Annotated in this window: 14 protein-coding genes; 4 read left to right on the forward strand and 10 right to left on the reverse strand. The window is 71.0% G+C overall.

The window, feature by feature from the left end; genetic code table 11:
• Nucleotides 1–11: 11 nt before the first annotated feature.
• The 8 genes from N7925_RS17395 to N7925_RS17430 form a co-directional block, all read right to left on the reverse strand.
• Entirely contained in the window at nt 12–1,664 is a 1,653-nt protein-coding gene (locus N7925_RS17395) for a long-chain fatty acid--CoA ligase (RefSeq protein ID WP_274344390.1), read from the reverse strand.
• Between the two features lie 157 nt (nt 1,665–1,821).
• A complete protein-coding gene (locus N7925_RS17400) occupies nt 1,822–2,385 on the reverse strand; it encodes a SigE family RNA polymerase sigma factor (RefSeq protein ID WP_265600508.1) in 564 nt (187 codons plus the stop codon).
• 170 nt (nt 2,386–2,555) lie between these two features.
• Entirely contained in the window at nt 2,556–3,722 is a 1,167-nt protein-coding gene (locus tag N7925_RS17405) for a lipid-transfer protein (RefSeq protein ID WP_274344391.1), read from the reverse strand.
• Complete coding sequence (locus N7925_RS17410; RefSeq protein WP_274344392.1) at nt 3,719–4,174, reverse strand: MaoC/PaaZ C-terminal domain-containing protein; 456 nt, start codon at nt 4,172–4,174, stop codon at nt 3,719–3,721. The genes N7925_RS17405 and N7925_RS17410 overlap by 4 nt, the downstream gene beginning before the upstream one ends.
• Entirely contained in the window at nt 4,171–5,214 is a 1,044-nt protein-coding gene (locus tag N7925_RS17415; protein ID WP_274344393.1) for an acyl-CoA dehydrogenase family protein, read from the reverse strand. Before N7925_RS17415 ends, N7925_RS17410 begins: the two co-directional genes overlap by 4 nt.
• Nucleotide 5,215: 1 nt before the next feature.
• The gene (locus tag N7925_RS17420) at nt 5,216–6,349 is read right to left on the reverse strand and encodes a bifunctional MaoC family dehydratase N-terminal/OB-fold nucleic acid binding domain-containing protein (RefSeq protein WP_274344394.1); all 1,134 of its coding nucleotides are present in this window, start codon (nt 6,347–6,349) and stop codon (nt 5,216–5,218) included.
• A complete protein-coding gene (locus tag N7925_RS17425; RefSeq protein ID WP_274344395.1) occupies nt 6,346–7,554 on the reverse strand; it encodes an acyl-CoA dehydrogenase family protein in 1,209 nt (402 codons plus the stop codon). The genes N7925_RS17420 and N7925_RS17425 overlap by 4 nt, the downstream gene beginning before the upstream one ends.
• 238 nt (nt 7,555–7,792) lie before the next feature.
• Complete coding sequence (locus tag N7925_RS17430; protein WP_050359915.1) at nt 7,793–8,107, reverse strand: hypothetical protein; 315 nt, start codon at nt 8,105–8,107, stop codon at nt 7,793–7,795.
• A gap of 335 nt (nt 8,108–8,442) precedes the next feature.
• On the opposite strand from N7925_RS17430, the gene N7925_RS17435 reads away from it, so the two are divergent.
• Together N7925_RS17435 and N7925_RS17440 are read left to right on the forward strand one after the other, a co-directional pair.
• Complete coding sequence (locus N7925_RS17435; protein ID WP_274344396.1) at nt 8,443–9,390, forward strand: bifunctional DNA primase/polymerase; 948 nt, start codon at nt 8,443–8,445, stop codon at nt 9,388–9,390.
• A 146-nt stretch (nt 9,391–9,536) separates the two neighbouring features.
• On the forward strand, nt 9,537–10,106 hold the full coding sequence (locus tag N7925_RS17440) for a hypothetical protein (RefSeq protein ID WP_265600515.1): 570 nt from the start codon (nt 9,537–9,539) through the stop codon (nt 10,104–10,106).
• Nucleotides 10,107–10,205: 99 nt separating this feature from the next.
• Here the strand turns inward: N7925_RS17440 and N7925_RS17445 are convergent, their stop codons facing one another.
• A complete protein-coding gene (locus N7925_RS17445; protein WP_274344397.1) occupies nt 10,206–10,673 on the reverse strand; it encodes a MarR family winged helix-turn-helix transcriptional regulator in 468 nt (155 codons plus the stop codon).
• Between the two features lie 102 nt (nt 10,674–10,775).
• On the opposite strand from N7925_RS17445, the gene N7925_RS17450 reads away from it, so the two are divergent.
• Together N7925_RS17450 and N7925_RS17455 are read left to right on the forward strand one after the other, a co-directional pair.
• Nucleotides 10,776–11,990: an amidohydrolase family protein gene (locus N7925_RS17450; protein ID WP_274346494.1), complete on the forward strand. Its 1,215-nt coding sequence runs from the start codon at nt 10,776–10,778 to the stop codon at nt 11,988–11,990.
• 411 nt (nt 11,991–12,401) lie between these two features.
• Nucleotides 12,402–13,210 (forward strand): IS5 family transposase gene (locus N7925_RS17455; RefSeq protein WP_274344398.1). Its coding sequence is split into 2 segments (ribosomal slippage): nt 12,402–12,741 and nt 12,741–13,210, totalling 810 coding nucleotides; the frame shifts between segments, so codons are not numbered across the junction.
• 138 nt (nt 13,211–13,348) lie between these two features.
• On the opposite strand, the gene N7925_RS17460 is transcribed toward N7925_RS17455, so the two are convergent.
• Nucleotides 13,349–14,014: a hypothetical protein gene (locus tag N7925_RS17460; RefSeq protein ID WP_274344399.1), complete on the reverse strand. Its 666-nt coding sequence runs from the start codon at nt 14,012–14,014 to the stop codon at nt 13,349–13,351.
• Nucleotides 14,015–14,077: the final 63 nt, after the last annotated feature.

Here is a 14,077-nt window from a genome sequence, read left to right on the forward strand (position 1 = left end):
GGCCCGGCGCCTCAGAGCTGGGTGACGTCCAGCTCGCCTTCCGCGTACTGCTTGCGGATCACCTTCTTGTCGAACTTGCCGACGCTCGTCTTCGGCACTGCGTCGATGACCGACCAGCGCTCCGGCAGCTGCCACTTGGCGATGCCCGACTCGGCGAGGAACTCCTTCAGCGCCTCGTAGTCGGTCCCGGTGACGCCCTCCTTGAGGACCACCGTCGCCAGCGGCCGTTCGCCCCACTTCTCGTCCGGCACGGCGACGACGGCCGCCTCCGCGACGTCCGGGTGGGCCATCAGCGCGTTCTCCAGCTCGACGCTGGAGATCCATTCGCCACCCGACTTGATGACGTCCTTGGCCCGGTCGGTGAGGGTGAGGTAGCCGTCGGTGCTGATCACACCGACGTCGCCGGTCTTCAGCCAGCCGTCCTCGCTGAACTTGTCCTCGGGGCGCAGGTGCTCGCCGTCGGCGCCGCCGTAGTAGGCGGCGGCGATCCAGTTGCCCCTGACCTCCAGCTCACCGGCCGACTCGCCGTCCCACGGAAGGCGTTCCCCGCCGGGGCCGGCCAGCCGCGCCTCGACCCCGGCGGGGAAGCGGCCCTGGGTGACCCGGTACGGCCACTCCTCGTCGGCGCTCAGGCCGGCGGGCGGGTGGGCCATGGTGCCGAGGGGCGAGGTCTCCGTCATGCCCCAGGCGTGGCAGAGCCGGACGCCGAGCTTGTCGTACGCCTCCATCAGCGAGGGCGGGCAGGCCGCGCCGCCGATGGTCACGTTGGCCATGGAGGTGAGGTCGCGCGGGTTGGCGGTGACCTCGGCGAGCAGGCCCTGCCAGATGGTGGGAACGGCGGCGGCGTGCGTCGGGCGCTCGCTCTCGATCATGTCGGCGAGCGGAGCGGGCTGGAGGAAGCGGTCCGGCATGAGCATGTTGACGCCCGTCATGAACGTGGCGTGCGGCAGCCCCCAGGCGTTCACATGGAACTGGGGCACGACGACGAGCGTGGTGTCCTTGTCGGTCAGCCCCATCGACTCGGTCATGTTGATCTGCATCGAGTGCAGGTAGATCGAGCGGTGCGAGTAGACGACGCCCTTGGGGTCGCCCGTGGTGCCGGAGGTGTAGCACATGGCCGCGGCCTGGCGTTCGTCCAGCTCCGGCCAGTCGTACGTGGTGGGGCGGCCCGCGATCAGTTCCTCGTACTCGTGCACGCGCGGCGTGACGCCGGCGAGGGCGGAGCGGTCGCCGGGGCCGGACACGACCACGTGCTCGATGCTCGGCAGGTGGGGCAGCAGCGGCACGAGGAGCGGCAGCAGCGAGCCGTTGACGATCACCACCTTGTCGTCCGCGTGGTTGACGATCCAGGCGAGCTGCTCGGGCGGCAGCCGGAGGTTGAGGGTGTGGAGCACGGCGCCCATGGAGGGAATGGCGAGGTACGCCTCGACGTGGACGGCGTTGTTCCACATGAGCGTCGCGACCCTCTGGTCGCCGTCGACGCCCAGCTCGTCGCGCAGCGCGTTGGCCAGCCGGGTGGCGCGTGCGCCGATCTCGGCGAAGGTGGCACGGTGCGGCTCGGGTTCGCCGGTCCAGGTCGTGACCTGCGACTTCCCATGAATCGTCATCCCGTGGTGCAGGATGCGGGTGACAGTCAGCGGTACGTCCTGCATGGTGCTCAGCACGGCGTCCTCCCGGTAGGCGCTACGCGGCAGTAAGGTTCCGCTGATTCTGCGCACATACCAAGCGGTATGTCACTACTCGCGAGAAGATTCCTGCCGGGAACTCCTCGCTGGGGAGCCGGGTCAGGACCTCCTGAGGGACCTCGCCGGGCCGTCCGGATCAGCGGACCGGCGTCAGCTCCGGGTCCTCGCGGAGCTTGCCGAGAGCACGGGAGACCGCGCTCTTGACCGTACCGATCGACACGCCGAGCACCTCCGCCGTCTGGGCCTCGCTCAGGTCCTCGTAGTAGCGCAGGACGACCATCGCGCGCTGGCGGTCCGGGAGCTTGAGCACCGCGCGCCACATCGCGTCGTGCAACGACTGCTGCTCGGCCGGGTCCGGCGCCGGAAAGGCCTCCCCCTCGGGCAGTTCCTCGCACGCGAACTCGTCGACCTTCCGCTTGCGCCACTGCGAGGTACGGGTGTTGAGCAGCGCCCGGCGGACGTAGCCGTCCAGCGCCCGGTGGTCCTCGATCCGCTCCCACGCGACGTACGTCTTGGCGAGCGCGGTCTGCAGCAGGTCCTCCGCGTCGCACGGGTTCGCGGTGAGCGAGCGCGCGGTACGCAGCAGGACCGGACCACGGGCCCGTACGTACGAGGAGAACGACGCGTAGGGCGCGTGGGGGTGGCCGGCGGCGGTGGCAGAGGCCGCCCTGGAGGCGCCCGTGCAGACTGGCGTGGTCATGTACTCCACGCTAGGAGCGGGCGCCGCCGAGGGGATCGCCCCCAGGTCCCGAAGGCTCGTCCGCCTCAGGTTGTAGGGGGTGTGCACCCTGCACCTCCTGAAGGTGGACGGGCCTGCGCCCGGCCGTAAGGGTCCGCCCCCGAGAGCCCCCGGGGGCCGGGCCTCGCCGCTCAGCGGTCCGCGCCGATGACCAGGCCCGACGTCGGAACCCCCGTACCGGCCGTGACCAGCGACCTCGCCGCCCCCGCCACCTGGTTCACCGAGGTCCCCCGGATCTGCCGGACGGCCTCCGCGATGCCGTTCATCCCGTGGAGGTACGCCTCCCCCAGCTGACCCCCATGGGTGTTCAGGGGCAGCGCGTCCGCGGCGACGAACGCCCCGGCCTCCCCGGGACCGCAGAAACCGAACTCCTCCAGTTGCATCAGGACGAACGGGGTGAAGTGGTCGTAGAGGATGCCCACGTCGATGTCGGCCGGCGACAGTCCGGAGCTGCGCCAGAGCTGCCGGGCGACCACGGCGGTCTCCGGCAGGCCCGTCAGCCCGTCCCGGTAGAAGCTCGTCATCTGTTCCTGCGACCGGCCCGCGCCCTGGGCCGCCGCGACGACGACGGCGGGCGGTCGGGGCAGGTCGCGGGCGCGCTCCAGGCTGGTGACGACGAGGGCCTGGCCGCCGTCCGTCTCCTGGCAGCAGTCCAGCAGCCGCAGCGGCTCCACGATCCAGCGGGACGCGGCGTGGTCGGCGAGCGTGATCGGCTTCCCGTGGAAGTACGCCGCCGGGTTCCGTGCCGCGTGGAGCCGGTCGACCACCGCCACGTGCCCGAAGACCTCCGGGTCGAGGCCGTACGCGTGGAGGTAGCGCTGGGCCGCCATCGCCACCCAGGAGGCGGGGGTGAGCAGCCCGTACGGCAGGTTCCAGCCGAGCGCCGCGCCCTCGGCGGTGGACTCGCGCCGCTGGACGCCGGAGCCGAAGCGGCGGCCGGAGCGCTCGTTGAAGGCCCGGTAGCAGACGACGACGTCCGCGATCCCGCTCGCCACCGCGAGGGCGGCCTGCTGCACGGTGGCGCAGGCCGCGCCGCCGCCGTAGTGGACCCGGGAGAAGAACGACAGCTCGCCGATCCCGGCCGCCTGGGCGACGGTGATCTCGGGGCTGGTGTCCATGGTGAAGGTGACGAGCCCGTCCACGTCGCCGGGGGTGAGACCCGCGTCGTCGAGGGCGGCGCGGACGGCCTCGACGGCCAGCTTCAGCTCGCTGCGGCCGGAGTCCTTGGAGAACTCGGTGGCCCCGATGCCGACGATCGCGGCCTTCCCGCCGAGCGAGTCGGCCCTGCGGATGCTCATGATCCGGCCCCTTCTTCTTCGCCGCTCGGGGCCGGGAGGGTCACGATGACCGTGCCGGTGACGTGGCGGCCGATGCCGTTGTCGCCAGTGACAGTGACGGTGACGGTGATCGTCGCGCGTACGGGCTCTTCGCCGGCCGGCCAGGCCACCTCCGTGACGCGGCCGGTCAACCGCATGGCGTCTCCCGGGTAGTTGGGAACGCCCAAGCGGATCGCGACCTTGCGGAGGACGGCATCCGGCCCGAAGTGGTCGGTGATGTAGCGGCCGACGAGCCCGTTGGTGGTGAGGATGTTCATGAAGATGTCGGGGGAGCCCTTCTCCCGGGCCAGGTCCGCGTCGTGGTGCACGTCCTGGTAGTCACGCGAGGCGATGGCCCCGGCGACGATCAGGGTCCGGGTCAGCGGGATCTCCAGGGGCGCCAGCTCGTCACCGACGCGGTACGTGCGTGTCACGAGGCGCCCTCCTGGCCGCTGTCCGCGAGCAACCGGCCCAGTTCCTCCAGGACTTCGCTGCCGCAGCCGAGATACGCGTCGAGCTGACGGCCCCAGAGGAAGTGCCGGTGGACCGGGTGGTCGAGGTCGGACCCGGTGCCGCCGTGCAGATGCTGGCCCGCGTGGACGACCCGCTTGCCCGCCTCGGAGGCCCACCAGGCAGCGGTCAGCGCCGCTGCCCCGTACTCCCGCCCGTCGTCCCGCCGCCAGGCCGCCTCGTACGCGGTGACCCGGATCGCCTCGGTGTCCATGTGGGCGTCGGCGGCGCGGAGCAGGACGCCCTGGTTGGTGGAGAGCGGGCGCCCGAACTGCTCGCGGGTGACGGTGTGGTGGACCGCGCGGGCGAGTGCGCCCGCGCAGACCCCGGCCTGGAGCCCGGCGAACGCGGTACGGGCGGTGGCGAGGACGGCCGCGTATACCTCCGGCCCGCGCCCAAGTCGCTCCCCGCGTACGCCGTCGAGCACCAGCCGCCCCGCCGCCCAGGGCGCGGTCGTCTCCACCGGCACCACGGCCACGCCCGGCGAGCCCGCCTCGACGATCCACAGGGCCCGGTCGGCGTCCGCCACCAGCACCAGGGAGGCGTCGCGCAACCAGGGCACCCAGGGCACGGCCCCGTGCAGCGCACCGTCCGACGCGTGTACGCCGCCCCGCGCCGGGAAGGCGCCCGTCGCCACCGCCGTACCGTCGCGCAGAGCGGGGAGCAGGCGCTCGCGCTGCTCCGGCGTCCCGTGCTCGGCGAGCGCGAGCAGCCCGTACGCACAGGTGGCCGCGAACGGGACCTGAGCGGTGGTCCGGCCCTGTTCCTCCAGGAGCAGGACGAGGCCGAGCAGCCCGATGTCCTCGACCGCGCCGGGCAGTCCGGCCGCGCACAGCTCCTTCCACAGTTCCGCGTCGGTGCCCGTTCCTGCCGCCGCCAGCCGCTCGTGGGAGGACAGGTCGCCGAAGATGCGCGCGGCCAGTCCCTGTGCGGCGGACTGCTCCTCGCTCGGGGTGAAGTCCATCTCAACCGCCTTCGCTCGCCCGGAAGACGGGCAGTTCCAGCTCGGGGTCCGTGACGAGGAACTCCAGGTGTACGGGCATGCCGACGCGGACCTTGTCGTACGGCACACCGATCACGTTGCTGACGATGCGTACGCCCTCGGCCAGCTCGATGAGCGCGACGGCGTACGGTCCGCCCTCGCCGGACGGGCTGAAGGCGGGAAACGGCGGGTGATGCATCACGACATGGCTGAAGACCGTGCCCCGACCGCCCGCCTCGACCGTGTCCCACTCCGCGCCGCCGCAGGCGTTGCAGCCCGGCAGCCAGGGGAGGCGCAGGGTCGCGCAGTCGGTGCAGCGCTGGATGAGGAGCCGGTGGTCGGCGACTCCGGCCCAGAAGCCGGCGTTGTCACGGTTGATCACGGGTCGGGGGCGCAGAGGAGGATCGACGGGCTTCTCCCGTTGCGCGGGGCGGTACTTGAGGATGCGGAAGCGGTGCCTCCCGGCGGGCTCGCCGTCGGCCCGGACGTCCGTGCGGGTGGTGACGAAGTAGCCGGTGCCGAGCTTGGTCGTCTTGCGCCGGGAGACGGACTCGATGACCGTGTCGAACGTGATCCGGTCGCCGGGGCGCAGCGGGCGCGCGTACTCCTGCTCGCAGTCGGTCGCGACGACGGAGGTGTAGCCGCCCCCGTCGAGCAGGGCGAACATCTCGTCGTACGCCGCGGAGCGCCCCGTTCCGTCCGGGTGCCCGGAGAGCCCGCCCATCGTCCACGCCTGGAGCATCGTGGGCGGGGCGACGGCGTCCGGGCCCCGGTAGGCGGCCGAGGTATCGCCCATCGCCTCGCACCAGTGCCGGATCATGGGCTCGTTGACCGGGTCCTTGCCCCTGCCCCCGGTCGCGGCGGCGCGGCCCTCGTAGGCGGCGAGCCGCTCGTACAGCTGATCCCGGCCGTCAGGCGCCTGACGCACCTGGCCGTCACGCTCCCGGACCTCACGCTCCCCGTCCTCCCTTTCCCGCGCGTCACGCTGCCGGGGCTCGCTCTCTCGGTCCTCGGCATCCCGCACGTCACGCTGCCGGACCTCACGCTCCGGGCCCTCGGCATCCCGCGCGTCACGCTCCCGGACCTCGTACTCGGCCTCGTACTCCCGCTCGCTCATCGCTTGCTCCGGGTCATCCCGAGCCGGGCCGTGGCGACGATCTCGCGCTGGACCTCGCCGACACCGCCCCCGAAGGTGTTGATCTGCGCCGCGCGGTTCATCCGCTCCAGCTCACCGCCGGGCCCGAAGCAGCCGGGAGAACCGCCCCGGAGCAGAGCGGCTTCCCCGACGGCCTCCTGGCACATCCGGTAGACCTCGACCGCGCTCTCGGTGCCCGCGAACTTCACCCCGCTGGCCTCTCCGGGGGCGGGCGCTCCGGCACCGACGGCGTCGACCAGCCGCCAGTTCAGCAGGCGCGTCGCCGTGAGCCGGGCGTACGCCTCCGCGAGCCGCGCGCGCACCCACGGTTCGTCGATCCGGCGGCGCCCGGTCACGGGATCGGGGGTGCGCGCGTGGGCGAGGGCCTCCTCGTAGAAGTCCTCGGCCTGCATGCCGATCGCGGCCAGGGCGACGCGTTCGTGGTTGAGCTGGCTGGTGATGAGCTTCCAGCCACCGTTCTCCGCACCGACGAGGTTCGTGGCCGGGACGCGTACGCCGTCGTAGTAGGTGGCGGTGGTGGTGACCCCGCCCACCGTACGGATCGGCGTCCAGGAGAAGCCGGGGCAGTCCGTGGGCACCAGGATGATCGAGATGCCGCGGTGCTTGGGGGCCTCGGGGTCCGTGCGGCAGGCGAGCCAGATCCAGTCCGCCTGCTGGGCGTTGCTGGTGAAGATCTTCTGGCCGTCGATGACCCAGTCGTCGCCGTCCCGCACGGCACGGGTCCGCAGCGCCGCCAGGTCCGTACCGGCATCGGGCTCGCTGTAGCCGATCGCGAAGACGAGGTCGCCGCCGAGGATGCGGGGCAGGAAGTACGCCTTCTGCTCCTCGGTCCCGTACGCCATCAGGGTCGGGCCGACGGTGTTGAGCGTGACCATGGAGACCGGGGCGCCTGCCCGGTACGCCTCGTCGAAGAAGACGAACTGCTCGTCGGGGCCCCGGCCCCGGCCGCCGTACTCCTCGGGCCAGCCGAGACCGAGCAGGCCGTCGGCGCCGATCCGGCGAAGCAGCCGCCGCTGTTCGCCCGCGTCCGGCCCACCGCCCCCGCTCTCCCCCTTCCCCTGGCCTTCCCCCGTCCCTCCGCCCGCCGCATCGGGCATCAGCGCACGGAAATACGACCGGAGTTCGGCACGGAGCCGCTGCTGGCGTTCCGTCGGAGCGAGATGCACGGAGGGGCCTCCAGAGCTGCGGATACGGAAAAGCCGGAGCGCTCCCGTCCGGCTACCGGCGTACCCGACGACCGGCGGCCCGCGATCCGACGTTTCTGACTGTCCGTCAGATACTGACCCCTGTCAAGACGGCGACAGCCCGCGCGAGGACACCTGAGTGCCTTCGCGCGGGCTGCCGTTCGGTCTGCCGGAACCCACCCCCCGGGAGGTCCCGACGGCCGTGTTCACCCGAGGAGGGTCACCAGAAGATGGGCGTGAAGTTCACCGCGACGCTGTGGTCGGACTGGTCGATCGGCACGAAGGCCGAGTCGTTCACCTGGGCGGACGTGTTCTGGTTCGACGCACCGGCCCCGACCGCCTGCTGCTGGGTGGTGGACGAGTTGCCGGTGTTGATGCCGCCGACACCGCTGCCGCCGACCGTCGCCACAGCCGCGTTCGATCCGTCGTTCGCGAAGGAGCCGTTGTCCGCCATGGCGACACCGCCGCAGAGCGCGACGGTCAGGGGCAGAGCGGCGACAGCGGCGAGGGCGCGAGCGGTACGGATACTTGCCATGTCATTTCCTCCAGGAAACGGAATTGCGGCTTCATATTCGGCTGGTCCCGGGGGAGTCGGCCGACCACCCCGGTGCTGTTCACAACGTCGCGAGACCAGAGTTGCCCAGCACGTCCCCGACGAACCCCTCCCCATCTCCCGATTCCCCCTCACGTATGACGAAGAGCGGATAAACCTCCCGAGCCGCGCGAAAGTCGAGGTCAGCGAAGTGGCCTCGGCGACCCGTTGGCACGCCCGGGAAGAAGCGTTCCGCCACCCGCCCCTCCCGAGCGCCTCCGCGCCACTCCCCACCTCCCCCTCTTCCTTTATTCGAACGCGTGTACGAAAATGGCTGCATGGCCACCATCGACCGGCAGACCCCCACCCTGGCCCTCGCCCACGCCCTCGCCGCCGCCGGGCGCGGCCTCCCCGTCTTCCCGCTCTCCGCCACCAAGCTCCCCGCGCTGCGCTCGCCGCACCGGGGCGAGCAGCCGTCGGCGCACTGCCGGGGGGAGTGCGGGCTGCCAGGCCACGGGGTGCACGACGCCACGACCGACCCCGCGGCCGTCCGCGCCCTCTTCTCCGCCGCGCCCCGGGCCACCGGCTACGGCATCGCCTGCGGACGGGCCCCGCACCGCCTCATCGGCATCGATCTGGACGTCGACCCCGCGTACGGCAGCGACGCGGCGGGCGCGCTGCGCCAGCTGGCCCTCCAGCACCTGTTCACCATCCCGCCGACGGTCACGGTGCTCACCCCGAGCGGCGGCCGCCACCTCTGGCTGACCGGCCCCGCCGACGCCACGGTCCCCAACTCCGCCGGCCGCCTCGCCCCGGGCATCGACATCCGCGGCACCGGGGGCTACCTGGTCGGCCCCGGCTCGGTCACCGCCCACGGCCGCTACCGCCTGGCCCCCGGCACCGCCCACCTCACTCCGGCCCCCTGCCCCCGCGCCCTGCTCCGCCTCCTGACCCCGCCGTCCGGCCGCGCCCCGCGCACGGGTACGAGCCCGGCCTCGGGCACCACCTCCGGACCGGCCACCGGCTCGGGCGCACCGGCGAACGCGGCCCGTCGCGGGGAGGGCCTGATCCAGTTCGTGCTGGCCGCCCACGAGGGCCAGCGCAACACCCGCCTGTTCTGGGCGGCCTGCCGCGCCTACGAGCACGGCTTCGGCGACGCCCTGGCCGACGGGCTCACCGCCGCCGCCGTCCGCACCGGACTGCCGGAACACGAGGCCCGCGCCGCGATCGCCTCGGCGGCACGGCTGACCTCGGGTCGGGGCGAGGAGCACGACGGCGCGGCCTGACGGGGTTCTCCCCGACAGGAGGCCGGCGACTCCCCGCCGCCGGGGCCCGCGGCCCCCGCCCACTGCCGGATCCCGGCAAGAAGCAGCCTCAGGACATGCGGACATCACTCATATCGCTTCCGCTCCCACCGGCGCAGAATGCGGAGGTGACCCCGACACCAAGCCATGAGGCAGCGCCCGCCCGCCGTGGGCCGGTACGCGCCTACCTGGCAGTCGGCATCCTGTTCTCCCTGGTGGCGGCCTGGCTGCTGCTCCTCACCGCACCGGACGCCCGCGACGACGAGCACGCTTTCACCACGGCAACCGCGTGTACGGTCCCCGGCGGACGGGGGTCCGACTGTCTGCGGACGGTCACGGCGGTGCTCGACCGCACCGAGAAGGAGACGACGCGCAAGACCCCGTCGTACTGGCTGTACCTCACCGAGGCCGACGGAACGTCCACGCGCACCCGGATCGAGAGCGACCTGGAACGGCTTCCGGCCGCCCGTCCGGGAGCGAACATCGAGGTCACGTACTGGCAGGACCAGATCCGGTACGTCGACTTCGGGCCGGACCGCCACTACACGAACGCGGACCCGCGCGAGTCCTTCCGCATGCCCCTCGCCATCGGTCTGCTCCTCGGCATCTGCGGGGCGATGTTCCTGATGGCCGCGATCACGACAGCCCGGAGCGGCAGGCGCGCTCGCCCCGGGCGCTCCCCTGGCAGGTCGGCCTGACGATCACCGGCGGCACGTTCCTGCCCCTGTTCGGCGCGATGGCTGCCTGGAACAGCGACTGGGTCCCTGGCCGTGGCTCGGTCTCGGGGCGCTGCCCGTTCAATCGCGGCTTGGGGTCTGTTTCCTGGACCAGGCGGTGGCGTCGACTCCGTATCGAGTCAGGAGCCGTGCGAACTGGGTTCGCTCCTCCGGTGACCAGGCGACAGTGATCTCCAGGAACGCTTCTCGCTGTTCGGCGGCGAAGCGGTTGCGTTCGGCTTCGCCGTGCTCGGTGAGTTCGAGCACGGTGCGGCGCCCGTCGGACTGGGATGCCGCCCGCCGCAGCAGCCCGTCCGCTATGCAGGCGGCGACGGTCCGGCTGGCGACCGGCTGCGCGACGCCCATCTCGGCGGCAAGCCCGCCGACGGTCGTCTCGCCCGGCGCGTCGGCGATGACGTTGAGCACGAGGTTGCGGGAGAGGTCCCTGCCCGTTGCGGGTGCGCGTCGCCGCAGACGGGACAGCGCCGGGCCGATCTGATCCAGCGTCCGGTCGTCGGGGGGCTGCTCGGAGGAGGAGGTGCTGCTCATGTGCCGAGTCTAGGCCCGGCCGGCACATTTGCATACCATTCGATAAGTCCATAGCATCAGGTATGTAAATCTTGAACGAGCCAGGAAATGAGGCGGACCGCCATGGCGCTCACCGCGATCACCAACGCGCAGATCTTCGACGGGGAGAAGGCGGTCGGCGTGCGGACCGTGGTCATCGACGGCGGGAGGATCGCCCGCGTCGGTGGCGACGCTCCCGAGGGCAGCGAGATCGTCGACGGCAGCGGCGCCACACTGCTGCCGGGACTCATCGACGCCCACGTCCACTCCGCCCCGGGCTCCCTGGCGCTCGCCCTGCGGTTCGGGGTGACGACCGAACTGGAGATGCAGGGGATGAACACCCGGGAGAACCGGGGGCTCATCACCGACGACGACACACAGGCTGACGTGCGCTCCTCCGGCTTCGCCATCACACCGCCCGGCGGTCACCCGAGTGAGCTCATGCCCGAAGGGTTTCGGCCCAAGTGGGACCTTCCCCCGGTCATGCCCCTGATGCCGTTCTCCACCACACCCGAGGAGGCCGCCGCCTTCGTGCCGCAGCTCCTCGCCCGGGGGTCCGACTTCATCAAGTTCATGATCGACGACGGCAGCGTAGAGGGACACCCCGGGCTGCCCACGCTCGACCGGGCCACCGTGCACGCCGGTGTCGCCGAAGCCAAGAAGTACGGCGCCCTGACCGTGGCCCACGCGCTGACCGTGGAGGCCACCAGGACGGCCGCCGAAGCCGGCATCGACGGCGTCACCCACGTGTTCATGGACCAGCCGCACACCGCCGAAATCATCAGCCTGATCAAGGACGCGGGCATGTTCGTCATCCCCTGCGTCACTCTCAACGCCTCGATGATGGGGATCACCGGCAGCGAACTCGCCGACGACCCCCGGGTCGCCGCACGCCTCGACGCCGACTGGGACCGGACCCTGCGCTCCAGCTATGACCGCTACCCGCAGGGCAAGCTCCACGACGTTTACGACACCGTGCGCGCACTGGACGCTGCCGGTGTCGACGTGCTCGCCGGAACCGACGTCTCCATGCCCGAGACGTTCTTCGGGGGCCTGGCACACGGAGCGAGCCTGCACCACGAACTGCAGTACCTGGTGACAGCCGGCCTCACCCCCGCACGGGCCCTGCGCGCGGCCACGGCGACCACGGCCCGCCGCTTCCGCCTGAGCGACCGGGGCCGCATCGCCGAGGGCCTCCGCGCCGACCTCCTACTGGTCGACGGCGACCCGACCAGCAACATCAGCGACACCCTCAACACCCGTGCCGTCTGGCGCCGCGGAACCCGAATGGCGGCATGACCACAGTCTCCGGGACGGGATCCTTTCGGCGACAACACGCCGTACCGGTCCGCGACCCACGTCCCGTGCGAGGCGCGGAGATCGTGCGGCGTGACGTCGGTGAGCCCGGCAGCCGCCACGGCGGGATCGAGGTACGCCTTGCGCCACTGGTTGTTGCGTAGGGGCTTGCCGCCGGGCGTGACGAAGAGGAGAGCGTCCTCCCCGCCTGGCCGCGCCCGGCGGGGCCCGGGCATGGCAGAGGCCCCCGACCATACCTACTGGTCGGGGGCCTCTCGCCCGCGGTGGGTGTGGGATTTGAACCCACGGTGACATCGCTGCCACGACGGTTTTCAAGACCTTTTACTGATCGTTTCAGAATGAGATCGGTGTGGTGGCTTGGCAGTTGGGAGTTGGGTCGGCAGGATCTGTTGGGTGTCTGCTGATCTTGTGCCTGATGACCTGTGGGAACGCATAGCCCCGCTGCTGCCGGTTCGACCGCCTCGACGACACCGGTATCCCGGGCGGCTGCCGGCCGATGACCGTGCTGCTCTGCGGGGCATCGTCTACGTGCTGCGCAAGAGTGTGAGCTGGCGCGACGTTCCCGCAGAGCTGGTGGGCTGCAGCGGCGTGACAGCCTGGCGGCGCCTGCGGGACTGGACCGAGGCCGGAGTGTGGCCCCGCCTGCATGAGGTTCTTCTGGCGGAACTGGGTAAAGAGGGCCTGCTGGAGATGGACGACGCCGCGATCGACGGCTCGCACGTCAGGGCTCTCAAAGGGGGGCTCACACCGGACCTTCGCCGGTCGACCGGGCCCGGCCCGGCAGCAAGCACCACCTGATCGTCGACCGGCACGGAACCCCGCTCGCCGTTTCTCTGACCAGCGGAAACCGTCACGATGTTACCCAGCTCATGCCTCTGCTGGACGCCATACCCCGCATCCGCGGCCTGCGGGGCCGGCCACGCCAGCGGCCCCGGCGACTGTTCGCCGACCGCGGGTACGACTACGACAAGTACCGGCGTCTCGTCCGCGCCCGTGGGATCACACCCAAGATCGCCCGACGCGGCACCCCGCACGGCTCGGGACTGGGCAAGACACGCTGGGTCGTCGAGCGGACCTTCGCCTGGCTCCACCAGTTCAAACGACTGCGCATCCGCTACGAGATACGAGCCGACCTCCACCTCGCACTACTCCAACTCGCCTGCAGCATCATCTGCTTGAGACGACTCCGTACCTCATTCTGAAACGATCAGTTAGTGCTCAGAGGCGGTACGGGCTCCGTCGCAGGTCAGATAGCAGCAAAAGTCCCAGCGCCCATGTCGGCGCCGTCGACGTGCCCCTGACGTGCCCCACCGACCAACGCACCCGGCTTCCATAGTGCGTCAGCAATTGGTGGAGAAAAGTGTGTCCGCCTGGGCCTCAGTGATGTCGTTGCCATGCTCCGTCGTGGACAACACAGCCATGAGCGCCGCTACCGCAGTCGTGGAGTCCCGGCTGTACATTGAGCACATCCGCAGCCGGTCGGCGTCAGACAAGGCGAGCCAAGCCATATCCAGCGCTAGCGGCGGCTCTTCGTACCCTCCACCATCGCTATCTTCGTGATCGCTGCCGTCGTAGTCGGTGCCGTTCTCGGCCTCTTCCCGAGCAGCCTTCACATCGTCGGCCATCTCGCTGTAGTCCTTGCCGCGTATCTGATCGAGCTTCCCGTTCACGCAGTCCGACTTCTGCTCCACGCCGTGAAACTCGATGGTCCAGAAGGGATCGTCGCCCACATCAATGTAGTCAGCCTTCGCCCAGCAGACCGTCCATGACTCGTAGCCTTCCAGCGGCGCATTGTCACTGAAGGTCAGCAGTTCTGCCATGCCGCCAGCTACATACCCCTTTGGGATGTGGTAACCAGCCTCCTCGGCGTTCTTAGCCGCTTCGGCGAGCGTGTTGCCCGTCTGGTCGGCCAGCTTCGGCTCCGGCAGAGTCTCGGCGCACCCGGTCAGCAACAGGGCTGCAACCAGGGCAGCCGGGACGAGCCGCTTCGCAGAGACGGTTTTCATGGGCGGAACGTTAGCTCAGTGGATCTCCCATGGGGGACTGAATCGGACATGACGTGTAACTCA

Origin of the sequence: Streptomyces sp. CA-278952, assembly GCF_028747205.1 — a bacterium.
Classification (GTDB): Bacteria; Actinomycetota; Actinomycetes; order Streptomycetales; family Streptomycetaceae; genus Streptomyces.

Excerpts from the sequence above, each read along its gene's own strand:
- N7925_RS17400 (WP_265600508.1), bottom strand. The coding sequence starts at position 2,385 with ATGACCACGCCAGTCTGCACGGGCGCCTCCAGGGCGGCCTCTGCCACC.
- N7925_RS17405 (WP_274344391.1), bottom strand. The coding sequence starts at position 3,722 with ATGAGCATCCGCAGGGCCGACTCGCTCGGCGGGAAGGCCGCGATCGTC.
- N7925_RS17415 (WP_274344393.1), bottom strand. The coding sequence starts at position 5,214 with ATGGACTTCACCCCGAGCGAGGAGCAGTCCGCCGCACAGGGACTGGCC.
- N7925_RS17420 (WP_274344394.1), bottom strand. The coding sequence starts at position 6,349 with ATGAGCGAGCGGGAGTACGAGGCCGAGTACGAGGTCCGGGAGCGTGAC.
- N7925_RS17430 (WP_050359915.1), bottom strand. The coding sequence starts at position 8,107 with ATGGCAAGTATCCGTACCGCTCGCGCCCTCGCCGCTGTCGCCGCTCTG.
- N7925_RS17435 (WP_274344396.1), top strand. The coding sequence starts at position 8,443 with ATGGCCACCATCGACCGGCAGACCCCCACCCTGGCCCTCGCCCACGCC.
- N7925_RS17445 (WP_274344397.1), bottom strand. The coding sequence starts at position 10,673 with ATGAGCAGCACCTCCTCCTCCGAGCAGCCCCCCGACGACCGGACGCTG.
- N7925_RS17450 (WP_274346494.1), top strand. The coding sequence starts at position 10,776 with ATGGCGCTCACCGCGATCACCAACGCGCAGATCTTCGACGGGGAGAAG.
- N7925_RS17460 (WP_274344399.1), bottom strand. The coding sequence starts at position 14,014 with ATGAAAACCGTCTCTGCGAAGCGGCTCGTCCCGGCTGCCCTGGTTGCA.